Source organism: Janthinobacterium sp. BHSEK (assembly GCF_056174685.1).
On sequence record NZ_JBWBYV010000049.1, the window covers coordinates 24,426 to 48,557 of the forward strand.

General features: G+C 65.5%; 17 protein-coding genes. 12 read left to right on the plus strand and 5 right to left on the minus strand.

All coding sequences use genetic code 11. The annotated features are described in order from the left end of the window. Positions 1 to 8 precede the first annotated feature (8 nt). The 5 genes from AC0V2Y_RS17320 (at position 9) to AC0V2Y_RS17340 (ending at position 6,205) form a co-directional block, all read left to right on the plus strand. A complete protein-coding gene (locus AC0V2Y_RS17320) occupies positions 9 to 1,424 on the plus strand; it encodes a bifunctional enoyl-CoA hydratase/phosphate acetyltransferase (protein WP_475416062.1) in 1,416 nt (471 codons plus the stop codon). Further along, the gene (locus AC0V2Y_RS17325; protein ID WP_475416063.1) at positions 1,421 to 2,638 is read left to right on the plus strand and encodes an acetate/propionate family kinase; all 1,218 of its coding nucleotides are present in this window, start codon (positions 1,421 to 1,423) and stop codon (positions 2,636 to 2,638) included. Before AC0V2Y_RS17320 ends, AC0V2Y_RS17325 begins: the two co-directional genes overlap by 4 nt. Before the next feature lie 215 nt (positions 2,639 to 2,853). Further along, on the plus strand, positions 2,854 to 3,330 hold the full coding sequence (locus AC0V2Y_RS17330) for a hypothetical protein (protein ID WP_230538935.1): 477 nt from the start codon (positions 2,854 to 2,856) through the stop codon (positions 3,328 to 3,330). A gap of 164 nt (positions 3,331 to 3,494) precedes the next feature. Then, positions 3,495 to 5,831, plus strand: a complete 2,337-nt coding sequence (locus tag AC0V2Y_RS17335; protein WP_475416064.1) for a DUF8189 domain-containing protein — start codon at positions 3,495 to 3,497, stop codon at positions 5,829 to 5,831. A gap of 26 nt (positions 5,832 to 5,857) precedes the next feature. Beyond that, positions 5,858 to 6,205, plus strand: coding sequence for a hypothetical protein (locus AC0V2Y_RS17340; RefSeq protein ID WP_475416065.1), 348 nt, complete (start codon positions 5,858 to 5,860; stop codon positions 6,203 to 6,205). Here the strand turns inward: AC0V2Y_RS17340 and AC0V2Y_RS17345 are convergent. The 5 genes from AC0V2Y_RS17345 to AC0V2Y_RS17365 all read right to left on the minus strand — a co-directional run bounded on the left by AC0V2Y_RS17345 (position 6,202) and on the right by AC0V2Y_RS17365 (position 14,499). Beyond that, positions 6,202 to 6,390 (minus strand): helix-turn-helix domain-containing protein, encoded by a 189-nt coding sequence (locus AC0V2Y_RS17345; protein WP_475416066.1) that lies wholly within the window; start codon positions 6,388 to 6,390, stop codon positions 6,202 to 6,204. The two genes, AC0V2Y_RS17340 and AC0V2Y_RS17345, sit on opposite strands and share 4 nt — an antisense overlap. Before the next feature lie 184 nt (positions 6,391 to 6,574). After that, a complete protein-coding gene (gene parC, locus AC0V2Y_RS17350) occupies positions 6,575 to 8,929 on the minus strand; it encodes a DNA topoisomerase IV subunit A (RefSeq protein WP_475416067.1) in 2,355 nt (784 codons plus the stop codon). A gap of 48 nt (positions 8,930 to 8,977) precedes the next feature. Continuing rightward, positions 8,978 to 10,780, minus strand: coding sequence for a hypothetical protein (locus tag AC0V2Y_RS17355; RefSeq protein WP_475416068.1), 1,803 nt, complete (start codon positions 10,778 to 10,780; stop codon positions 8,978 to 8,980). A gap of 12 nt (positions 10,781 to 10,792) precedes the next feature. Next, complete coding sequence (locus AC0V2Y_RS17360) at positions 10,793 to 12,502, minus strand: molecular chaperone HscC (protein ID WP_475416069.1); 1,710 nt, start codon at positions 12,500 to 12,502, stop codon at positions 10,793 to 10,795. Beyond that, positions 12,502 to 14,499, minus strand: a complete 1,998-nt coding sequence (locus tag AC0V2Y_RS17365; RefSeq protein ID WP_475416070.1) for a DNA topoisomerase IV subunit B — start codon at positions 14,497 to 14,499, stop codon at positions 12,502 to 12,504. Before AC0V2Y_RS17365 ends, AC0V2Y_RS17360 begins: the two co-directional genes overlap by 1 nt. 462 nt (positions 14,500 to 14,961) lie before the next feature. Here AC0V2Y_RS17365 and kdpF point away from each other — a divergent pair, with 462 nt between their 5' ends. The 7 genes from kdpF to AC0V2Y_RS17400 all read left to right on the plus strand — a co-directional run bounded on the left by kdpF (position 14,962) and on the right by AC0V2Y_RS17400 (position 24,131). Then, positions 14,962 to 15,051, plus strand: a complete 90-nt coding sequence (gene kdpF / locus AC0V2Y_RS17370; RefSeq protein ID WP_034746483.1) for a K(+)-transporting ATPase subunit F — start codon at positions 14,962 to 14,964, stop codon at positions 15,049 to 15,051. Next, positions 15,051 to 16,856 carry a potassium-transporting ATPase subunit KdpA gene (gene kdpA, locus AC0V2Y_RS17375; protein ID WP_475416071.1) on the plus strand — a complete coding sequence of 602 codons (1,806 nt, stop codon included), beginning with the start codon at positions 15,051 to 15,053 and terminating at the stop codon, positions 16,854 to 16,856. The genes kdpF and kdpA overlap by 1 nt, the downstream gene beginning before the upstream one ends. Before the next feature lie 9 nt (positions 16,857 to 16,865). Further along, positions 16,866 to 18,944: a potassium-transporting ATPase subunit KdpB gene (gene kdpB / locus AC0V2Y_RS17380; RefSeq protein WP_230538928.1), complete on the plus strand. Its 2,079-nt coding sequence runs from the start codon at positions 16,866 to 16,868 to the stop codon at positions 18,942 to 18,944. 10 nt (positions 18,945 to 18,954) lie between these two features. After that, positions 18,955 to 19,530 carry a potassium-transporting ATPase subunit KdpC gene (gene kdpC, locus AC0V2Y_RS17385; RefSeq protein ID WP_475416072.1) on the plus strand — a complete coding sequence of 192 codons (576 nt, stop codon included), beginning with the start codon at positions 18,955 to 18,957 and terminating at the stop codon, positions 19,528 to 19,530. 269 nt (positions 19,531 to 19,799) lie between these two features. Then, the gene (locus AC0V2Y_RS17390; RefSeq protein WP_475416073.1) at positions 19,800 to 22,541 is read left to right on the plus strand and encodes a DUF4118 domain-containing protein; all 2,742 of its coding nucleotides are present in this window, start codon (positions 19,800 to 19,802) and stop codon (positions 22,539 to 22,541) included. Beyond that, complete coding sequence (kdpE, locus tag AC0V2Y_RS17395) at positions 22,538 to 23,236, plus strand: two-component system response regulator KdpE (RefSeq protein WP_034746496.1); 699 nt, start codon at positions 22,538 to 22,540, stop codon at positions 23,234 to 23,236. The genes AC0V2Y_RS17390 and kdpE overlap by 4 nt, the downstream gene beginning before the upstream one ends. A 145-nt stretch (positions 23,237 to 23,381) precedes the next feature. Then, positions 23,382 to 24,131, plus strand: coding sequence for a TorF family putative porin (locus AC0V2Y_RS17400; RefSeq protein WP_475416074.1), 750 nt, complete (start codon positions 23,382 to 23,384; stop codon positions 24,129 to 24,131). Position 24,132 lies beyond the last annotated feature (1 nt).

Below are 24,132 nucleotides of genomic sequence, written 5' to 3' on the forward strand. Positions count from 1 at the left end.
AGACCACGATGACCACTACCCAAGACGATGATCTGAATATCGTACGTAACCGCACCTTCGACCAGATCGCCATCGGCGACACGGCCAGCATCACGCGCACCCTGAGCATGGACGATATCGCCCTGTTCGCGGTGATGTCGGGCGACGACAACCCGCAGCACCTCGATACGGAATTTGCCGCCGCCACCCGCTACCAGGGCGTGATCGCGCACGGCATGTGGGGCGCGGCACTCATTTCCGCCGTGCTGGGCACGCGCCTGCCCGGCGCCGGCACCGTCTACACGGGCCAGACCCTGCGCTTTTTGCAACCCGTGCGCGTGGGCGATACCTTGGCCATCAGCGTCACCGTCACGGCCCTCGAGCCGCGCAGCCGCCACGTGACCCTGGCTTGCCGCTGCGTCAACCAGCATGGCGCCGTGGTGCTCGACGGCGAGGCGCAGGTGATCGCGCCGGCCGAGCAGATCGAGCGGGCGCGCGCCACCTTGCCCGAAGTGCGGCTGCATAACGGCGACGGCACGCGGCGCCTGCTGGAGCACGCACGTACGCTGGGGCCGATCCGGGTCGCCGTGATCCATCCCTGCGATGCATTGAGCCTGTCGGGCGCGCTGGACGCGCATGCGGCCGGCCTGATCACGCCCGTGCTGGTGGCGCCGCGCGCGCGCCTGGAAGCGGTGGCGGCCGAAGCGGGCCTGAGCCTGGCCGGCATCGCCATCGAAGATGTCGAGCATAGCCATGCGGCCGCCGCGCGCGGCGCCGAACTGGCGGGCAAGGGCGAAGTAGAGGCGCTGATGAAGGGCAGCCTGCACACGGATGAACTGATGTCGGCCGTGCTGTCGGCCAGCGCCGGCCTGCGCACCAAGCGCCGCATCAGCCACTGCTTCCTGATGCAGACGCCCGCCTATCCGCGCCCCTTCATCATCACGGATGCCGCCATCAATATCGCGCCCAACCTGGCCATGAAGGCCGACATCGTGCGCAACGCCATCGACCTGGCGCACGTGATCGGCGTGGCCAGGCCGCGCGTGGCCATCCTGGCCGCCGTGGAAACGGTGAACGCGGACATGCCGGCGACTTTGGACGCGGCCGCCCTGTGCAAGATGGCCGACCGCGGACAGATCACGGGGGCGATCCTCGACGGCCCGCTGGCTTTTGATAACGCCGTGTCGATCGCCGCCGCCACCGTCAAGGGCATCGTCTCGGAAGTGGCGGGGCGCGCCGATATTTTGCTGGTGCCCGACCTGGAAAGCGGCAATATGCTGGCCAAGCAGCTCGAGTACATGGGCGACGCGGACAGCGCCGGCATCGTGCTGGGCGCGAAGATCCCCGTCATCCTCACCAGCCGCGCCGATTCGCGCGCCAGCCGCATCGCCTCGTGCGCCATCGCCGTGATGCTGGCCAACCATTACCGGAGCACGCCGCCATGAACGCGCCAATCACCCACGCCGACGGCACCCTGATCCTGGTGCTCAATTGCGGCTCGTCGAGCATCAAGTTCGCCCTGTTCGAGCAGGCGGACGGCGTGCTGCCGCAGCAGGCGCAATGGAGCGGCAGGGTCGAAGGCATCGGCCGCGAAAGCGCCACCTACCGCGCCGGCGGCCTGCCGGCGGTCGCCTTGCAGCTGGACCCGCAGCAGCCGCATCACGCGGCGCTCGAATACATCCGCGCGCAAGTGGTGGCGCAGCTGGACGGGCGTGCGCTGCGCGCCGTGGCGCACCGCGTGGTGCATGGCGGCAGCAAGTACTTCGCCCCCGTGCGCATCGATTTCGCCGTGCTGGCGGACCTGAAAAGCTATGTGCCGCTGGCGCCCCTGCACCAGCCGTTCGCGCTCGAGGCGATCGAGGTGCTGCTCACATCGCGGCCCGACATCGCCCAGGTGGCGTGCTTCGACACGGCCTTCCACCACACGGTGCCGCAGGTCGAGCAGATGCTGGCCCTGCCTTACGATGCGTGGGAGCGGGGCTTGCGCCGCTACGGCTTCCACGGTCTGTCGTATGAATACCAGTCGCTGGTGCTGGAGCGGCGTTTTGGCGCTGTCGCGCACGGCAAGGTCATCGTCGCCCACCTGGGCAGCGGCGCCAGCCTGTGCGCCATGGACAATTTGCACAGCGTGGCCACCACCATGGGCTTTTCCGCGCTCGACGGCCTGATGATGGGCACGCGCTGCGGTTCGCTCGATCCGGGCGCCGTGATCTACCTGATGGAGATCGAAAAGCTGTCGCTGGAAAAAGTGGCGCATGTGCTGTACCACGAGTCGGGCTTGCTGGGCGTGTCGGGCGTGTCGGCCGACCCGCCGGTCTTGCTGGCGCAGCAGGACCGGCAGGATGCGACGGGCGAACGCATCCGCGCCGCGCTGGCTTTATATGTCCGCCGCATCGTGCGCGAGATCGGCGCCCTGACAGCCGTGCTGGGGGGATTGGACATGCTGGTGTTTACGGCCGGTATCGGCGAGCACAGCGCCGAATTGCGCCAGCGCATCTGCGCCGAGCTCGGTTTTATCGGTCCCGTGCTCGATGCGCAGGCGAATGCGCGCAACGCCAGCCGTATTTCCACCGACGCCAGCCGTATCGTGGTGGGCGTGGAGCCGGCCAACGAGGAGTGGGTGGCGGCGCGCCATGCGGCGCTGGCCGTGGGCGCATGAGGATCTGAAGCGTCAGGCCGCACTCGATGGGGAATTTGTCGATTTGCACATATTTCTCGTTGAGTGCGCTACCGCACTGTGTGGTTTGCCAGTTATCTTTACTATGAAGTCATGCCATTGCGCTACATCAAGAAACAGCGCGATGCCTGGCAAATTTTGAACATTTTGCCCGCCTTTAGTAAGAATAAAATTAAACCATATTGAAAGGTCTCATCATGAACAAATTACTCGCCGCCCTGATCGCCACCCTGTTTGCTACCGCCGCCTTCGCTCAAACGGCGCCGGCCACGGAAGCTGTCGTGAAAGCCCAGGCTTCCGCGCAAAAAGACGTCAACAAGGCTGCCGCTTCGGAAGCCAAGGTCGATGCCAAGGCTGACGCCAACGTCGCCAAGGCCGAGATGAAGGCTGACGAAAAGAAAGCCGACGCCCAGCACAAGGCCAACAAGACCAAAGCCAAGGCGCATGACAAGGTCGTCCACGCCGATGCGGAAGACAAGCTGAAAGCGGAAGCCAAGGCAGACAAGACCGATGCCAAGGCCGATGCGAAAGCCACCAAGGCTGCCGTGAAAGCGAACGCCAAGGTCGCCAAGGAAAAAGTGGAAGCGAACGCCGACAAAGCCCTCGCCGCCACCAAGACGGAAGAAGCCAAGGCCAAGGCCGACGCTGAAGTCAAGGCCGCCGCCGCCAAGTAATTCCCCGTTTGCGGGCCACGGCCCGCAAGCCAAAAAGACAGCTTCGGCTGTCTTTTTTTTCGTCTGCCACTTTTTTCGGGCACCGCTTGCCAGTCTTGATCTGGCACAAATGCTGTTCTTTTCGCCGTGCCATAGTGAATTGGCAAACAGACGAAGGAGACACCATGAGCACCGCTAAAACGAAAAAATTACCGGCCACCGGTTCGGCGGAAGGCGCGCCGGCCATGCAGTCCATGCAGTCCATGCCGGTCGAGGGCGACGTGCATGCCGGTACTGATGCGGCGGGCGCCGACGCCATGCCGGGAGCGCGCCTGGGCATGTCGTACGCGGATCAGGCGGCGCTCGCGCAGGGCGCGACCGCCGCGCATGCCGGCGACATGCCGGGCGGCGCCATGCAGCAGGCTTCGCAGGGCATGGCCGGCGCCAGTTGCATGCACGTGGGCGATGGCGGCGGCATGGGGGGCGACCGCGATGGCGATGACGGGGGCGGTGGAGGCGGCATGGACGGCGACGGCGGCGGCCAGGGCGGCGGCACGCCGCAGGTGCGCACCTGCGCCACGATGGACGTGCATCGCCGCCTGCTGACGGAGGACCCCTCCTATGCGAACATCCGCGCCGAGATTGAAAACCAGGCTGGCATGTACGAGGGCGCCGGCAGCAGCGCCGGACGTTCCGGCGTGACGCAGATACCGGTGGTCGTGCACGTGGTGTGGAATACGGCCGCGCAGAATATTTCGGATGCGCAGATCGCCAGCCAGATCGATGTGCTCAACCGTGACTTCCGCCGCGTCAATCCCGACGTGAACAGCACGCCGGCGCCGTTCCTGCCGCTGACGGCCGATGCGCGCGTGGAGTTCGCGCTGGCCACGATCGATCCGCATGGCGCGGCCACCAGCGGCATCGAGCGGCGCCAGACGACGGTGGCCTCGTTTGGCGCGGACGATGCCGTCAAGTCGCAGGCGACGGGCGGCATGGATGCCTGGCCGGCCGACAGCTACCTGAATATCTGGGTCTGCCAGCTGGGCGGCGGCTTGCTCGGCTACGCGCAATTTCCCGGCGGTCCGGCCGCCACCGACGGCGTGGTGATCCTGCAATCGGCCTTCGGCACGACGGGCACGGCGGCGCCGCCGTTCCACCTGGGGCGCACGGCCACGCATGAAATCGGCCACTGGCTGAACCTGAACCATATCTGGGGCGACGACGGCACCGGCTGCTCGGGCACGGACAACGTGGCCGACACGCCGAACCAGGGCGGACCGAACACGGGCCAGCCTTCGTTCCCGCACATTTCCTGCAGCAACGGGCCGAATGGCGACATGTTCATGAACTACATGGATTACGTCGACGATCCCGCCATGTTCATGTTCACGGCGGGCCAGGTGGCGCGCATGCAGGCCTGTCTCGACGGTCCGCGCGCCAGCATCGGCACGGGAACGGGCGGCACGGGCGCCACGCCGCGCCAGAGTTCTTCCCCCGTCGTGGCCTGGGGCGCGAACCGCCTCGACGTCTTCGTGCTGGGCACCGACCGCGCGCTGTACCACAAGGCCTGGAACGGCACGGCCTGGGCGCCGTCCGTCACCGGCTATGAAGGGCAGGGCGGCATTTGCACCAGTGCGCCGCAGGTGGTGTCGTGGGGGCCGAACCGGCTCGACGTGTTCGTCACTGGCACCGACAGCGGCTTGTTCCACAAATGGTGGAACGGCACGGCCTGGGGCCCGTCCCTGACCGGTTACGAAGCGATGGGCGGCTTGTGCGTGGACGACCCGCGCGCCGTGGCCTGGGGGCCGAACCGCCTCGACGTGTTTGTCGTCGGCACGGACCGCGGCCTGTATCACAAGTGGTGGAACGGGTCCGCCTGGGGGCCGTCGCTGACCGGCTACGAAGCCATGGGCGGCATCTGCCTGGGCCAGCCGGAAGCCGTGGCGTGGGGGCCGAACCGCCTCGATGTCTTCGTCATCGGCACGGACCGGGCGCTGTACCACAAGTGGTGGAACGGCACGGCCTGGGGGCCGTCGCTGACGGGCTACGAGCGCCTGGGCGGCATCTGCACCTCGTCGCCGAGGGCGGTGGCGTGGGGACCGAACCGCCTCGACGTATTCGTCACCGGTACCGATGGCGCCCTGTATCATAAATGGTGGGATGGCGCGAAATGGGGCCCTTCCAATGATGGCTTCGAGCGTCTGGGCGGCATCTGCGTGGGCGAGGTGGAAGCCGTGTCGTGGGCTGCCAACCGGCTCGACCTGTTCGTCATCGGCACGGACAGCGCCCTGTACCACAAGGCGTGGAACGGCAGCGCCTGGACGCCGTCGCTGACGGGCTTTGAAAGCCTGGGCGGCGTGTGCACCTCGCGCCCTCGCGCCACGGCCTGGGCGGCGAACCGCCTCGACGTGTTTGTCACGGGGACGAATGGGGCCCTGTTCCACAAGGCCTGGAACGGCACGGCCTGGTCTCCTTCCGTGAGCGGCTATGAAAGCCTGGGCGGCGTGGTATCGTGTTTCTGACGTCTATGCGTGAAACGGGAGGTGGCATGCACGGCATGACAACGGCACTGCCCAGCGGCAGCTGGACGCATTCCTTCGAGGAGGATGCGGATGGTATCGAGGTGTACCGGCCCACGGCCACCTTCGCCTTTCCTCCCAGCCGCAAGGGGCGCAAGGTGCTCGAATTCGGCGCGCCCGCCGGCGCCATGGCGCAAGGGGTGGCGACATTGACGTCGATGGCGCCCGGCCCCGACGATCGTCCCCGCGCCGGCCCCGTTGCCAAGCTGGTACCCCTGGGCATGGGCCGCTACGCGCTCAGTGATGCTGGCGGGGGGCAGGACGTGATCGACATCGTCGAAGCGACGCCCGACGTGCTGCGCCTGGCGCGGCGTTAAGGCCGGCCGCGCAGCTTGTGCGCGAGCGCCGTGCGGTTGCCCACGCCCAGTTTCTGGTAAATCGCATGCAGCTGATTGCGCACGGTGGCCGGCGACTTGCCCAGTTCCCTGGCGATGCTTTTATACGGCAAACCTTCGGCCGCCATGGCCGCCACCAGCCGTTCTGCCGGGGTCAGGCGCTGCATGGCAGCCTGCCTGAAACGTTGTTTGTCATCCTGGCTCTCCTGTCCGTGTGCGGCATGCCGGTGGCATGCCTGCAGGGATAACGGGAGCGCGGCGCCTATCTGTAAAGTTATTTACTCTGCTGCCAGATGCGGGGGACGAAAAAAAAGACAGGCGAACCTGTCTTTTCGTGTGGCGTGATGGCGGTCAGCCGATGGCTGCCATCGAGACCGGTTTCAGCTTGGCCGCCAGCGCCTTGCCCTTCTTGGCGCGCTTGCCGAAGTGCTCGGCCAGGGCCGTGGCGCCCAGCGACGCGTCCTGCGGTTTCGACGCCCGGCCGATGCCCGAGACCACCACGCCGCGTTGCGTGATCGGCTGCACGGCAAGCAGCTTGTCCTTGGCATCGAGGTCGATCAGCTTGACGCCGGTGCCGCCCTTGGACAGGGTTTTCATTTCATCGAGGCCGAACACCAGCAGGCGCGCGCCTTCCGTCAGGCAGGCCAGGGCGCTGGCCGCATCGGGGATGACTTTCGGCGCCAAAGGCACGTCGCCATCGTCCAGGGTGATGAAGGCCTTGCCGCCTTTCAGACGGCTCGTCATGTCGCCCGCCTTGGCGATGAAGCCGTAGCCGGCGCTCGACGCCAGCAGCAAATTGGTGGCGCCATGGCCGGCAAAGTAGTGCAGGATGCGCACGGCGTTGCCCGGCGTGCCGCCGCTCAGGTCGCACAAGGTCGTGATCGGCACGCCGTCGCCGCGCGCGTTGGGCAGCGCTGAGACGGGCACCGAGTAGATCTTGCCGTTGTTGCCAAAGCCCAACAGGGTGTCGACCGTGCGGCACTCGAAGGCGCCATGCAGGCTGTCGCCCGCCTTGAACGTGAACTGCGCCGCATCGTGGCCGATGCCGGTGCGCGCACGCACCCAGCCTTTTTCCGAGATGATGACGGTGACCGGTTCATCGACCACCTTCTGTTCGGCCACGGCTTTTTGCGCTTCCTCGATCAGGGTGCGGCGCGCGTCGCCGAACTGCTTGGCGTCCGCTTCGATTTCGCGGATGATGGCGCGCTTCATCGAACCCGGGTTGTCGAGCAGGTCCTGCAGCGTTTTTTCTTCCTTGCGCAGTTCGGCCAGTTCCTGCTGGATCTTGATCGTTTCCAGGCGCGCCAGCTGGCGCAAGCGGATTTCCAGGATATCGTCGGCCTGGCGCTCGGACAGCTTGAACGCCTCGATCAGGGCCGCCTTCGGCTCATCCGAATTGCGGATGATCTGGATCACCTTGTCGATATTGAGCAGGATCGCTTCGCGTCCTTCCAGGATATGGATGCGGTCCTTGACCTTGCCCAGTTTATAGCCGGTGCGGCGCGTGACGGTCTCGAAGCGGAAATCGATCCACTCGCGCAGGATGTCGCCCAGGCCTTTCTGGCGCGGACGGCCATCGCCGCCGATCATCACCAGGTTGATCGAGGTCGACGATTCCAGCGACGTGTGCGCCAGCAGCATCAGCATGAATTCCGTCTGGTCCTGGTTCTTCGACTTCGGTTCGAACACGAGGCGCACGGGCGCGGCGCGGCCCGACTCGTCGCGGATGGTGTCGAGCGAATTGAGGATCAGCGCCTTCAGGGCCACCTGGTCCGGCGACAGCGCCTTCTTGCCCAGTTTGATCTTTGGATTCGTCAATTCTTCGATTTCTTCCAGCACCTTTTGCGACGAGGTACCCGGCGGCAGTTCCGTCACGACGGCTTGCCACTGGCCGCGCGCCAGTTCTTCGATCTTCCAGCGTGCGCGTACCTTCATGCTGCCGCGGCCGCTCGCGTACATGTCGGCGATCTGCGAGGACGGCGTGATGATCTGGCCGCCGCCGGGGAAGTCGGGGCCGGGCATGATGGCCATCAGCTCGGCGTGCGTCATCTTCGGATCGCGGATCATGGCGACGGCCGCTTTCGCCACTTCGGCCAGGTTGTGCGACGGGATTTCCGTCGCCAGGCCCACGGCGATGCCGGAGGCGCCGTTCAGCAACACCATCGGCAGGCGGGCCGGCAGCAGCTTCGGTTCTTCCGTCGAGCCGTCGTAGTTGGGCTGGAAGTCCACCGTGCCCATGCCGATTTCATCCATCAGCAGCTTGGCGATCGGCGTCAAACGGGCTTCCGTGTAACGCATGGCCGCGGCGCCGTCGCCGTCGCGCGAGCCGAAATTGCCCTGGCCGTCGATCAGCGGGTAGCGCAAGGAGAAATCCTGCGCCATGCGCACCAGCGCGTCATACACGGACTGGTCGCCGTGCGGATGCAATTTGCCCAGCACGTCGCCGACCACGGCCGCCGATTTGCGCGGCTTCGCCGTGGAATTCAAGCCCAGCTCATTCATCGCATACAGGATGCGGCGCTGCACGGGCTTCTGGCCGTCGCACACGTCGGGCAGGGCGCGGCCCTTGACGACGGAGATGGCGTAATCGAGATAGGCGCGCTCGGCGAAGGTGGACAGGGTCAGCGCTTCGCCGTCGAATACCGGTTCATCCGGCTCGATCGGCTCAGGCTGGGCATCGTCAAATAAATTGGTTTGTGTGGACATGGCGCTTGTTTCGGTGTTAAGTGGTTGCGGTTGAATTCATGGGGGCGATTATGACAGCCCGGATTTGGAGAAGGACTTGCCGTAGGTCTTGTAGATGTAGCACATGGTGAAATACAGCACGGCCAGGGCCAGCTCCACGCTGTTGTGCATCATCTGCATGGCGCGGATGGCCGGGGCCTGGCCGGTCAGCACGACGCTGGCGAGGGACGGCACCAGTACCACCGGCCAGATCGTCCTCCATTTGAAATCGGTGGGGGAAAACAGCAGGCCGGCGCAGGACCAGGCATACAGCGCGGCGCCGACGAGGGCGGCCGGCAGCTGCTGCACATACAGCAAGGACAGCAGGCCCGCACAGCCGATCAGCCATGCCGCGCGCAGGCGGGGCAAGAGCGCTTCCGGCCAGCCGCAATCGCCATACAGGCCGGTGGCGCTGCGCAGGGCCAGCGCCGCCAGGCAAAACATCATCGGCATGGCGTCGCCGATGGCCAGCGCCGACTGGCCCTTGCCGCTCATGAACATGGCGGCGAACAGCGACAAGCCCAGGACCAGGAGCAGCAGCATGCCATGCAGCAGCTGGCGGTTCATCGCATACGCGAGCAGGGCCGACGCGCACAGGCCGGCCGCGGTGACGAGGCGCATGGTCTCGCTGCGTTCGGGCAGGAACAGCATCAGCGCCAGTAAGAGGTAGGGCACGATCCAGCCCAGCTGCCGCAAGCCGGGCCGCTGCCACAGCACGGGCAGGCGGTCCTGCAGCGCTTCCTGCAGCGAGTCCAGGCGTGCGAACAGGGGCGCCGGCCAGCGCAAGGCATGCATGGCCAGCAGGGAAAAGGCCAGCGCCTGGAAGCCGAGCAGGCTGGCATGGGCGGCCGCGTCGCCGAGCTTGAAGCCGGCCGCGTCAAGCACGCCGGCGAGCATGAAGTGCAGCACGAAGCCCAGGCCGCCCGACGCGAGCGCCGTCTGCTTGAAGTAGCGTTTGGCATGGACGGCGTGTTCCCACTGCTCGAACAGGTCCGTATCGAGCTTGTAGGCCAGCATCTCGCCATGCTGCCAGCGTATCGCGTGCAGCAGCTCGCGCAGCTGCAGCGTGAATTTTCGGTCGAACAGCTGGCGCGCGTAGGCGCTTGGTGCCTGCTGCGACATGATGCAGTCCAGGCCGGGGTAGCTGTCGCGGTTATCGCTGAAATGGGCGAACGAGCGGTCTGCACGGTAGCGCTGCACGGCGCTGCGCACCAGGTCCGCATGGCTGCGCGCCAGATAGGAAAAATCGTGGTCCCAGCCCAGCTGTTCGAACAGGGCCTGGCGCAGCGCCAGGTCATAGCCGGCGCTGGCGCAGTAGCGCAGCGCGCACAGCTCGAATTCCTCACGCACGTCGAGGTTCAGCATGGCGTCGTCCTGCAACATGCGGGCCAGCGCGTCGTCCGCATCCGCGTGCCGCATCCATGCCAGGCAGCCTTGCCACAGATGCTCCGCTTCCTGCGCCGGATCGATGGCGAGCACGCCCCATAGTTCCGTCGGCGGTGCGGGCTCCCGGGCGATGACGCCCCACAGTTCCGCAGGTGCTTCCCGTGCGGGCTCGTCGATGACGCCCCACAGGTCGGCCGGTTCCATGGGCGGCGCTTCTGGCGCTTGCGCCGCCGCTTCAGCCGCTTGCGTTTCCGGCAGCTCCCCGGCAAACAGGTGTGCATGGCGCAGCGCGTATTCATACGCTTCGCGCAGCTCCTGGAAGGCGGCCGGATCGTCCTCGGGACGCGTCGCTTTCAGGCGCTTCGCATACGCGCGCTTGAGGGCGCGCTCGTCGCCGGTCGGCTCCGTGCCCAGGATCTCCCACAGGCCGCGCTGGCCGTTGTGCATGCCGCCGTCCATTTACAGGAAGCTCTCGCTCTCGACCTGGCGCAGCACCTCGTCGAGCGCTTGGCGCGCCTTGCGGATGGTGGCCGGGTCCTGCGTTTCCAGCGCGGCCTGGAAATTGGCCGTGTGCGCCGCCAGGTACTGGCGCACGTCGCCCAGCGACTGTTCATACAGGCGGTCGGCGCGCGTGACGAGGGTGCGGTTTTCCATCTGCTCGCGCGGGTGGATCTTCAGGTCGGCCAGTTCCGCAAAGCGCTGCTCGATCTGTTCCGGCGTCATCACGCCTGCATTGTCGCTGATGATCATCTTGTGCTTTTCCTGCGTGGCCAGCACCGTCACTTCCGCTTCCAGCACGCCGCTGACGTCATAGGTGAAGCGCACGTCGATGCCGATCTCGCCCGCCTTTTTCGCGGGGATCGGGAAGCTGATCTTGCCCAGGAAGACGTTGTCGGCCACCAGGCGCGACTCGCCCTGGAAGATCGCCACGTTGATTTCCTTCTGGTTGTCGTGGATGGTGGTGATGTTTTCCGTGCGCGAGACGGGCACCACGGAGTTGCGCTCGATGATGGGCAGGTAATGCCCGCCCTCATACTGGTTCGCGCCGACCTGGCGCGAAATCGAAATGCCCAGCGAATACGGCGCCACGTCCGTCATGACCACTTCGTCGAGGGCCGCGTCGCGCATCTTCAGGCCCGCCTGCACGGCGGCGCCCAGCGCCACGGCTTCGTCCGGGTCCAGGTGGATGGCGGGGAAGCGGCCGAACATGCGCGAGACGAGTTTACGCACCAGCGGCATGCGCGTGGCGCCACCGGCCAGCACCACTTCATTCAATTCCGCCGCGCGGATGGTGGCGTCTCGCAGCGCCCGTTCCACGGGCAGGCGCAGGCGGGCCAGCAGCGGTTCGCACAGCTGCGCCAGCTTGTCTTCGCCGATCTCCCAGCTGTACTCCTTGTCCTGGTAGCGCGTGGCCATGCGCACGGACGGCTGGTCCGACAGCAATCGCTTGACGCGCTCGGCTTCGTCGCGCAGCAGCTGCTGCTGGCGCGGGTCGAGCAGGCGGCTGCCGACGGCGCCGCGCAGGCCGCTGCCTTCCATGAAAGCGTCGACCAGCACGGTGACGAAGTCTTCGCCGCCCAGAAAATTATCGCCGGCCGAGGCGCGCACTTCCATCACGCCTTCGAACAGCTCCAGGATCGACACGTCGAACGTGCCGCCGCCCAGGTCGAAGACGAGAAATTTGCTTTCCTGTTCCTTGTCGCGGATGCCGTAGGCCAGCGCGGCGGCCGTCGGCTCGTTGAGCAGGCGCTCCACGCGCAGCCCCGCCAACTGGCCGGCGATGCGCGTGGCCTTGCGCTGCGCATCGCTGAAATACGCGGGCACGGTGATGATGGCTTCCTCGACCTTGTGGCCCAGGAAGGCTTCGGCATCTTCCTTCAGCGCGCGCAGCACCATCGACGACAGCTCTTCCGGGCGGAATTGCTGCGTGCCGAGGGTGATCTTCTTTTCGCTGCCCATGTAGCGCTTGAAGACGGCCGCCGTCAGCTGCGGGTGCGTCTGCAGCCGTTCGCGCGCGGCGCGCCCCACCAGCACGGTGCCGTCGTCGTCGATGCTCACGCACGACGGCGTCAGGTGTTCACCGAGCGCATTCGGGATGATGGCAGCCTTGCCGTCGCGCCAGATGGCGACCAGGCTGTTGGTGGTGCCCAGGTCGATGCCGATGATCATCAGATATCCGCCTCCGCCTCATTGCCGTGTTCCTCGATCCAGGCGCGGCGTCCTGCCGCTTCGCCCTTGCCCATCAACATATTGAAGCGCAAGGCCGAGGCCATGTGGTCGACTTCGCCGAGCGTGACGGGCAGCAAACGGCGCGTGTCCGGGTTCATCGTCGTTTCCCACAGCTGCTCGGCGTTCATCTCGCCCAGGCCCTTGAAGCGCGAGATCGACCAGGCGCCCTGTTTCACGCCTTCCTTGCGCAGCTTGTCCTCGATGGCCAGCAGTTCGCCATCGTCGAGCGCATAGATTTTCTGCATCGGCTTCTTGCCGCGCGCGGGCGCGTCCACGCGGTACAAAGGCGGACGGGCGATGCAGATGTGTCCCTTGTTGATCAGGACGGGGAAATGCTTGAAGAACAGGGTCAGCAGCAGTACCTGGATGTGCGAGCCGTCCACGTCCGCGTCCGACAGGATGCAGATCTTGCCATAGCGCAGGCCCGACAGGTCGGGCGAGTCGCCCACGCTGTGCGGATCGACGCCGATGGCCACCGCAATGTCGTGGATCTCGTTATTGGCGAACAGGCGGTCGCGGTCCGTCTCCCACGAGTTCAGGACCTTGCCGCGCAGGGGCAGGATCGCCTGGAATTCCTTGTCGCGGCCCATCTTGGCCGAACCGCCCGCCGAATCGCCCTCGACGAGGAACAGTTCATTGCGCGCGATGTCGGACGATTCGCAATCGGTCAGCTTGCCCGGCAACACGGCCACGCCCGAGGATTTTTTCTTTTCCACTTTCTGCAGCGAGCGCTGGCGCGACTGCGCCTGCTTGATCACGAGCTCGGCCAGCTTCTTGCCGTAGTCGACGTGCTGGTTCAGCCACAGTTCCAGCGGCGGCTTGGTGAAGGTCGAGACGAGGCGCACGGCGTCGCGCGAATTGAGGCGTTCCTTGATCTGGCCCTGGAATTGCGGGTCCAGCACCTTGGCCGACAGCACGAACGATGCGCGCGCGAACACGTCTTCCGGCAGCAGTTTCACGCCTTTGGGCAGCAGGGAGTGCATTTCGACGAAGTTTTTCACGGCGCCGAACAGGCCGTCGCGCAAGCCCGATTCGTGCGTGCCGCCATTCGAGGTGGGAATCAGGTTGACGTACGATTCGCGCACGATGGCGCCTTCTTCCGTCCACGCCACGACCCAGGCGGCGCCTTCGCCTTCGGCAAAGCCTTCCGAGTCCGGGCCTGCGTATTGCGCGCCTTCGAACAGGGGAATCAGGGTTTCGCCATTCGATACCTGCGCCAGCGTTTCGGTCAGGTAGCCACGCAAGCCTTCCGCGTACTGCCAGGTCTGCGTATCGCCCGTCTTCGCGTTGGTCAGGGTGACGGTGACGCCCGGCAGCAGCACGGCTTTCGAGCGCAGCAGGCGTTGCAGCTCGGTTTGCGAGATGTTCGGCGAATCAAAGTATTTTGCATCGGGCCAGGCCGTGACGCGCGTGCCGGATTTCTTGCCGTCGCGCGGGGCGGGGCGGGAACTCAGGGGCTCGATCACGTCGCCGTTGGCAAACACCATGTGATGCAGGCCGTTGCCGTCGCTTTCCTTGCGCCAGACGGTGATTTCCAGGCGCGTCGACAGCGCATTGGTGACGGATACGCCGACGCCGTGCAAGCCGCCCGAGAACGCGTAGGCGCCGCCCGAACCCTTGTCGAACTTGCCGCCCGCGTGCAGCCGTGTAAACACGATTTCCACCGTCGGCACGCCTTCTTCCGGGTGCAGGCCGACGGGAATGCCGCGGCCATTGTCTTCGACGGTGATGCTGCCATCCGTGTTCTGCGTCACGGCGATATGCGTGCAATGACCGCCCAGCGCCTCGTCGGAGGCATTGTCGATCACTTCCTGAATGATGTGCAGCGGATTTTCAGTGCGGGTGTACATCCCCGGGCGCTGCTTGACGGGTTCCAGTCCTTTCAGGACACGGATGGATGATTCGCTGTAGTCGGATGCTGGTTTTTTAGTGGCCATACGTGTTCAAGCTAAGTAAAGACAGTGGTTGGAACGCCAGGCCAGGGCACTGCGGGCGCAATGACAGCGGCGGCGATAACTGTATGAATATACAGTATATCCCGTCCAGCGTCACTGGGGGAGGGCAGTGCGGCAGGCTTGGCGTCCTTGTGCGGACGCTCGCGCATTCTATCTTGTCCGGCGAGCAATAGCGCTACTCCAGGGCAACAACAGTGCGTTGCGCGGGGGCTTTTGCGCCCATTGTGAAGGATTTTATGCGGTAAAGCCGCCGTTTTTACATCTTGTTTACAAGCACCTCCCCAGTCTTTACGAATTTTTTAGACCCTTTTGGCTAATCTGCTCACTATCAAAACAAACCTGAATGAGGGTGGGAATGGATCTCGTGTATCTCGGCTTGATTGCCGTGTTTTTCGTCGTGGCGGCCGGCTTTGCCGTCGCCTGCGACAAATTAGGGAGCGTCAAATGAACGCGTTTTATGTGCTGGGCGCCGTCGTCTCGGCCGGCCTGCTCGTGTATTTGCTGGTGGCGCTGCTGAAGGCGGAGGAACTGTGATGACGACGCAATCGATACTGTTGTTGGTGGCCTTCCTGGCCGTGCTGCTGGCCGCCGGCTATCCGCTGGGCCTGTACATGGCCAGGGTGGCCGGCGATGGCCCCGTGCGCGGCCTGGGCTGGCTGCAAAAGCTGGAAAACCTGCTGTACCGCTGGTCCGGCCTGCCCGCCGACAAGGCCATGGGCTGGAAAAGCTATGCCATCGCCCTGATCGTCTTCAATACCGTGGGCGCCGTCTTCGTCTATGGCCTGCAGCGCCTGCAGGGTTTCCTGCCCTTGAATCCCCAGGGCCTGGGCGCCGTCAGCCCCGATTCCTCGTTCAATACCACCGTCAGCTTCGTCGCCAATACCAACTGGCAGGGCTACGGCGGCGAACAGACCATGAGCTACCTGACCCAGATGCTGGGCATGGCCTGCCAGAATTTCTTTTCTGCGGCCACCGGCATCGCCGTGATCTTCGCGCTGGTGCGCGGCTTTGCGTCGCGCTCGGGCAAGTCGATCGGCAATTTCTGGGTTGACCTGGTGCGCTCCACCCTGTACATCCTGCTGCCGCTGTCCCTGGCCCTGTCCGTCGTCTTCATGGGCGAAGGCATGATCCAGAATTTTTCCGCCTACAAGGAAGTGACCCTGCTCGACCACGTGGCGTATGCAACGCCGAAAACGACGGCCGACGGCCAGCCCGTGCTGGACGCCGCCGGCAAACCCGTGATGGAAGCGCAAGTGGCGGCCACGCAGACGATCGCCATGGGCCCCGTCGCGTCGCAGGAATCGATCAAGCTGCTGGGCACGAATGGCGGCGGCTTCTTCAATGCCAACTCCTCGCATCCGTACGAAAACCCGACCGTGCTGTCGAACTTCCTGCAGATGCTGGCCATCTTCATCATTCCCGCCGGCCTGTGCTTCACCTTCGGCCGCATGGTGGGCGACCTGCGCCAGGGCTGGGCCGTGCTGGCCGCGATGTCCCTGATCTTTGTCGTCATGACGGCCGGCGTGATGAGCGCCGAGCAGCAAGCCAATCCGGCCTTGCAATCGCTGGGCGTGGACCAGCAGGCCAGCAGCCTGCAATCGGGCGGCAATATGGAAGGCAAGGAAACGCGCTTCGGCATCAGCTCCTCGACCCTGTTCGCGGCGGTGACGACGGCCGCATCGTGCGGCGCCGTCAATTCCATGCACGACTCCTACATGCCCCTGGGCGGCATGGTGCCGCTGCTGCTGATGCAGTTCGGCGAAGTGGTGTTCGGCGGCGTGGGCACGGGCCTGTACGGCATGCTGATGTTCGCCATCCTGGCCGTCTTCATCGCCGGCCTGATGATAGGCCGCACGCCTGAATACCTGGGCAAGAAAATCCAGGCGTATGAAATGAAGATGGTGTCGCTGGCCATCCTGATCACACCAGCCCTCGTGTTGACGGGCACGGCGATCGCCGTGATGGTCGAACCGGGCAAGATCGGCGTGGCCAATCCGGGCGCGCACGGTTTCTCCGAGATTCTGTACGCCTTCACGTCGGCGGCCAACAACAACGGCAGCGCGTTTGCCGGCCTGTCCGCCAACACGCCGTTCTACAACGTGATGCTGGCGATCGCCATGTGGTTCGGCCGCTTCGGCGTGATCGTGCCCGTGCTGGCGGTGGCCGGTTCGCTGGCGGCCAAGCAGCGCCTGTCGGCGAATGCGGGCACCATGCCCACGCACGGCCCCATGTTCATCGGCCTGCTGATCGGCGTCGTCGTGCTCGTCGGCGTGCTCAATTACGTTCCCGCGCTGGCCCTGGGCCCGATCGTCGAACACCTGCAACTTTTCATCAAATAAGAGGCTACCATGTCACGCACAAGCCTGACCTTGTTCGATTCCGCACTGATCGGTCCCGCCATCGTCGATGCGTTCAAAAAACTCGACCCCCGCACGCAGTGGCGCAGCCCCGTGATGTTCGTCGTCTATGTGGGCAGCATCATCACGACCCTGCTGGCCATCCAGGCCCTGAATGGCCAGGGTGAAGCGCCGTTCGGCTTCATCGTCGCCGTCGCCGTGTGGCTGTGGTTTACCGTGCTGTTCGCGAACTTCGCCGAAGCGCTGGCCGAAGGCCGCAGCAAGGCCCAGGCGGCCTCGCTGCGCGCCCTCAAGCAGACGGTGATGGCAAAGAAAATGCAAACGCCGAAGTACGGCACCTCCTGGCTGCCCACGCCGGCGACCGACCTGCGCAAGGGCATGACGGTGCTGGTCGAGGCGGGCGACGTGATTCCCGCCGACGGCGAAGTGACGGCCGGCGTGGCCTCCGTCGACGAAAGCGCCATCACGGGCGAATCGGCGCCCGTCATCCGCGAGTCGGGCGGCGACTTTTCCGCCGTCACGGGCGGCACCCGCGTGCTGTCGGACTGGCTGCTGGTGCGCGTGTCCGTCAACCCGGGCGAAGCCTTCATCGACCGCATGATCGCCATGGTCGAAGGCGCCAAGCGCCAGAAGACGCCGAACGAGATCGCCCTGACGATTCTGCTCGTGGCCTTGTCGATCGTGTTCCTGATCGTCACCGTGACCTTGCTGCCGTACTCGCTGTTTTCCGTGGCGGCGGCCGGGAGCGGCACTCCCGTCAGCATCACGGTATTGATCGCGCTGCTCGTGTGCCTGATCCCGACCACCATCGGCGGTTTGCTGTCCGCCATCGGCGTGGCCGGCATGAGCCGCATGATGCAGGCCAATGTGATCGCCACGTCGGGGCGCGCCGTGGAAGCGGCGGGCGACGTGGACGTGCTGCTGCTCGATAAGACGGGCACCATCACCCTGGGCAACCGCCAGGCATCGAGCTTCGTGCCGGCACCCGGCGTGACGGAACAGCAGCTGGCCGACGCGGCGCAACTGGCCTCGCTGGCCGATGAAACGCCGGAAGGGCGAAGCATCGTCGTGCTGGCCAAGCAGAAGTTCAATATCCGCGAACGCGAAATGGCCAGCCTGCACGCCACCTTCGTGCCCTTCACGGCGCAAACGCGCATGAGCGGCGTGGATATCCCTGGCGAGCAGCAGGTGCGCCAGCTGCGCAAGGGCGCGGCCGACTCCATGAAAAAGTATGTGGAAGCGCTGGGCCAGCCGTATCCGGCCGAGGTGGCACGCGCCGTCGACGACATCGCCCGCCGCGGCAGCACGCCGCTGGTGGTGGTCGATGATGGCCGCGTCATGGGTGTCGTGGAACTGAAGGATATCGTTAAGGGCGGCATCAAGGAACGCTTCGCGGAATTGCGCCGCATGGGCATCAAGACCGTCATGATCACGGGCGACAACAAGCTGACGGCGGCGGCGATTGCCGCCGAAGCGGGCGTGGATGATTTCCTCGCCGAGGCGACGCCGGAAGACAAGCTCAAGCTCATCCGCAGCTACCAGTCCGAAGGCCGCCTGGTGGCGATGACGGGCGACGGCACCAACGATGCGCCCGCGCTGGCCCAGGCCGACGTGGCCGTGGCCATGAACTCGGGCACGCAGGCGGCGAAGGAGGCGGGCAATATGGTCGATCTCGATTCGAACCCGACCAAGCTGCTGGAAATCGTTGAAATCGGCAAGCAGATGCTGATGACGCGCGGATCACTGACGACGTTCTCGATTTCGAACGACATCGCCAAGTACTTCGCCATCATCCCGGCGGCGTTCGTGGGCACCTATCCGCAATTGAAGGCGCTCGACATCATGCACCTGGCCAGCCCCGCCTCGGCGATCATGTCGGCCGTGATCTTCAATGCCCTGATCATCGTCGTGCTGATTCCGCTGGCGCTGAAAGGCGTGCAATACCGGGCCATCGGCGCGGCCAGCCTGTTGCGCCGCAACCTGCTGATCTACGGCCTGGGCGGGATTATTTTGCCCTTCATCGGGATCAAGCTGATCGACATGCTGCTGTCCGCCCTCAATTTAGTCTAAAGGAACCATCATGAGCACTATCGTACGTCCCGCCCTGGTCCTGTTTGCCGCATTGACCGTGATCTGCGGCGTCGTCTATCCGTTTGCCACGGCCGGCATCGGGCAGCTGGCCTTCAGCGATGAAGTCAACGGCAGCATCGTCGAGCGTGGGGGCAAGCCCGTCGGTTCGACCCTGATCGGCCAGTCCTTCACCTCGCCCAAGTACTTCTGGGGCCGGCCGTCGGCCACCGCACCGATGGCGAATAACGGCGCCGGTTCGGGCGGCTCGAACCAGGGGCCGAGCAATCCGGCCCTGGTGGACGCCGTCAAGGCGCGCATCGCCGCCCTGCAGGCAGCCGATCCCGGCAACCGCAAGCCGATCCCCGTCGACCTGGTGACGGCGTCAAGCAGCGGCCTGGACCCGGAAATCAGCCTGGCGGGGGCCTTGTACCAGGCGCCGCGCGTGGCCCGCGTGCGCGCCGTGCCGCTGGCGCAGGTGGAAAACGCCATCGCCAAGGTGCAGAAAACCGCGTATATCGGCTTTTTCGGCGAACCGCGCGTAAATGTGCTGGAGCTGAATCTGGCGTTGGATGCCATGGCAAAGTAAGCTGGCAAAGGCACGCAGGTCGGCATCGTGCACCGCTTGGCCAATGATGTCTTGGCCAATGATGTCGTCGGATTACGCGCTTGCGCGCTAATCCGACCTACTTGACGCCATGGCAAAATAAGGCGCAGGTCGGCGTAGGTCGGCGTAGGTCGGCTTAGCGCAGCGTAAGCCGACATCACCACCAGCCAGGCCAACGATGTTGTCGGATTACGCGCGCCCTTCGGACGCGCTAATCCGACCTACAATGCCCAAGAAGATTAAAATACAACATGCTCCCCAACGACAGCCAACGCCCCGACCCTGATGCCCTGCTGGCGCAAGTGCAGGCGCAGGAACAGAAAGCCGCGCGCGGCCGGCTGCGCATCTATTTCGGCGCCTCGGCCGGCGTCGGCAAGACCTATGCGATGCTGGCGGCCGCCCGCAAATTGCTGGCCGACGGCCAGGACTTGCTGGTGGGCGTGGTGGAGACGCATGGGCGCCAGGATACGGCGGCCCAGCTGGACGGCTTGCCCGTGCTGCCCCTGAAGGCCATCGAGTACCGGGGCAAGACCCTGTACGAGTTCGACCTGGACGAGGCCCTGCGCCGCGCGCCAGCGCTGATATTGATGGATGAACTGGCCCATTCGAACGTGGCCGGTTCGCGCCATCCGAAGCGCTGGCAGGACGTCGAGGAATTGCTGGCGGCCGGCATCGATGTGCTGTCGACCGTGAACGTGCAGCACCTGGAAAGCCTCAATGATGTGGTGGGGGGGATCACGGGCGTGCGCGTGGCCGAGACCCTGCCCGACACGGTATTCGACCGCGCCGATGAAGTGGTGCTGGTCGATATCCCCGCCGATGAACTGCTGCGCCGCCTGAAGCAGGGCAAGGTGTATCAGCCGCAGCAGGCCGAACGGGCATCGCAGCATTTTTTCCGCAAGGGTAACCTGATCGCCCTGCGCGAGCTGGCCTTGCGCCGCACGGCGGACCGGATCCAGGATGACGTGCAGGCCTACCGCGTCGAGAAATCGATCAATCCCGTGTGGAAGACGGGCGCCGCATTGCTGGCCTGCGTGGGACCGCACGCGGGGGGCGAACACGTGATCCGCAGCACGGCGCGCCTGGCCAGCCAGCTGAACGCGGAATGGCACGCGCTGTACGTGGAAACGCCGCGCTTGCAGCGCTTGCCGGCGGGCCAGCGCGAACGCATCCTGAAAACCCTGAAGCTGGCGCAGGACCTGGGCGCGCGCACGGCCATTGTGCCGTCCGCCGACATCGCCGGCGCCGTGGTCGAGTATGCGCGCGGCGCGAATATCTCGAAAGTCATCGTGGGACGTGGTCGCGGCCGTGCGCTGGCGCGCCTGTGGCAGGCGCCGCCGGCCGCGCGCATGGCCAGCCTGGCGCCCGATATCGATCTGATCGAGGTGGGCTTGCCGCCGGCCGATGCCGCGCCCCGGCGCGCGGCGGGCGACGACGCGGACGCGCCGCGCCGGCCCGCGCGTCACTGGCGTTATATCCTGGCCGCCGGCGCCAGCCTGGGCACGGCCCTCGCCTCGGTGCCGCTGCAGCCCTACCTGGACCTGGCCAACATCGCCATGCTGTCCCTGCTGACGGTGGTGCTGCTGGCCGTGCGCCTGGGGCGCGGGCCGGCGGCATTGGCCAGCCTGGTGGGCGTGGCCTGCTTCGATTTCATCTTCGTGCCGCCGCGTTTCTCGTTTGCCGTGGGCGATTTCCAGTATGTGATCACGTTTGGCGTGATGCTGGCCGTGGGCCTGATCACGGGCCACCTGACGGCCGGCCTGCGCTTCCAGGCGCGCGTGGCCTCGCACCGCGAAGCGCGCGCCCGCGCCCTGTACGAATTCTCGCGCGAGTTGTCCGGCGTGCTGCAGACGGAGCAGATTTTCGACATCACGAAAAGCGCCATCGAACGGGCGTTCCGCGCGCGCGCCACCTTGCTGCTGCCCGATGACGAGGGCAGCTTGCAGGCCCCGAACGGCGGCGAGCCGCTCGATATCGGCATCGCGCAGTGGGCCTTCGATCATGCGCAGGCGGCGGGGACGGGCACCGATACCTTGCCGGCTTCGCCCATTTTCTACCTGCCGCTGATCGCGCCCATGCGCACGCGCGGCGTGCTGGCGCTGCTGCCGCTCGATGGCGCGCAGCGCGGGCGCTGGCTGCTGGTGCCGGAACAGCGCCAGCACCTCGATACCTTTGCCGCACTGGCGGCCATTGCCCTCGAACGCGTGCACTACATCGACGTGGCGCAGGGCGCGCTGCTGCAGATGGAGTCCGAGCGGCTGCGCAATTCTCTGCTGGCGGCCCTGTCGCACGACTTGCGCACGCCCCTGACGTCGCTGGTGGGCCTGGCCGAGTCGCTGGCCCTGTCCCGGCCCGCGCTGTCGCCCGCGCAGCTGGACATGGCGCGCTCGCTGCAGTCCGAGACCGTGCGCATGAGCGCCCTGGTGGCGAACTTGCTGGACATGGCGCGCATCGAAAGCGGGCAGGTGCGCCTGAACCTGCAATGGCAGGCGCTGGAAGAGGTGGTGGGCAGCGCGCTGCGCGCCAGCGGTCCGCAGTTGCAGCAGCACGCCGTGAAGACGCAGCTGGCGCCGGACTTGCCGCTGGTGCGCTACGATGCCGTGCTGATCGAGCGCGTGCTGTGCAACCTGCTGGAAAACGCGGCCAAGTACACGCCGTCCGGCAGCACCATCACGGTCGCGGCCGGAGTGCACGGTCAGTTCCTGCAGGTGACGGTGGCTGACGATGGCCCGGGCCTGCCGCCCGGCCGCGAAGAAGCCATCTTTGAAAAATTCACGCGCGGCGAGCGCGAATCGAACAAGCCGGGCGTCGGGCTGGGGCTGGCCATTTGCCGGGCCATCGTCGAAGCCCACGGCGGCACCATCCACGCGCAGCCGCACACGCCGGGGCGGGGCGCCGCCATCGTCTTCAGCCTGCCCCTGGGTACGCCGCCAGCCTTGCCGGAAGCGGAGCTGGACGACGCCAACGTAAATGAAACAGGAAAACCATCATGAACGAACCTTCCGCCACCGCCTTGCTGGTCGAGGATGAACCGCAAATCCGCCGCTTCGTGCGCGCCGCGCTGGAAGACGAGGGCTGGCAGATTTTCGAGTCCGCCACCATGCAGCGTGGCCTGATCGACGCGGGCACGCGCCGGCCCGACCTGATCGTGCTGGACCTGGGGCTGCCCGACGGCGACGGCATCGATTTCATCGCCGACATCCGCAAATGGTCGGCCGTGCCCATCATCGTGCTGTCGGCGCGGGTCGACGAGCAGGACAAGATCCGCGCGCTCGATGCGGGCGCCGACGACTACCTGACCAAGCCGTTCGGCGTGGGCGAGCTGCTGGCCCGCGTGCGCGCCACCTTGCGCCGCCAGCGCCAGCCCGCCGCCAGCGACGATGGCGTGGTGCAGTTCGGCGATGTCAGGGTCGACCTGAAGGACCGGCTGGTCACGCGCAACAAGCAGCTGGTGCACATGACGCCGACGGAGTTCCGTTTGCTGTCGGTGCTGGTGAAAAATGCCGGCAGGGTGGTCACCAATCCGCAGCTGCTGCGCGAAGTGTGGGGGCCGTCGAACAGCGAAAACGGCCATTACCTGCGCATCTACATGGGCCATCTGCGGCAGAAGCTGGAAGCCGATCCGGCCCAGCCGCAGTACCTGCTGACGGAAACGGCTGTCGGCTACCGGCTGCTGCTGCCGCTCTAACACCTGATATTCCCCTGTTTGAAAACAGGCGCCGCGCGCGCCAGGGGGACGCTTTACTTTAAATTTTTGCAGCGAATTTTTGCAGCGGCGGGCCAGCTGCGCCATGTTGGCAAAGGCCCATACCACCCATGAAGAAGAAAAAACCATGAATAAAATGCTACTTGCACTTGCCGTCGCGACCGCCTTTACTGGCAGCCTGGCCCACGCGGACGAGGCCAAGCCCGACAATGAAGTCAGTTTCAACGTGGCCGGCGTGTCCGATTACCGTTACCGGGGCATCTCGCAGACGCGCTTGAAGCCCGCGCTGCAGGGCGGCGTGGATTACGTCAACAACCCGACGGGCCTGTATGCGGGCGCCTGGGCTTCCACCATCAAGTGGACCAAGGATGCGGGCGGCGGCGGCGACGTGGAAGTGGACCTGTATGCGGGCAAGCGCGGCCAGCTGAACGATGCTATCGGCTATGACGTCGGCGTGCTGGCCTATGTGTACGCGGACAACGGCTTGAAGCACGTCGCCGGCCTGGCCGACGCGGACACGCAGGAAGTCTACGGCCAGCTGTCGTACGGCCCCGCCTATATCAAATATTCGCACGCCGTCTCCAACCTGTTCGGCATCGTCAACAGCAAGAACAGCGCTTACCTGGACATCGGCGCGAATATCGACCTGACGAATGGCTGGACCGGCAACCTGCACGCGGGCCATCAGAAGGTCAAAAATAATGACGCGGCTAGCTACACGGACTGGAAAGTGGGCGTCACGCGCGATTTCGGGTTTGTTTCGGGCGCGCTGGCCGTGATCGGCACGAACGCGGGCAAGTCGGCGTATGCCTCGCCCGTGAATGGCAAATTCATGGGCAAGACGGCGCTGCAGCTGACGGTCAGCAAGACGTTTTAAT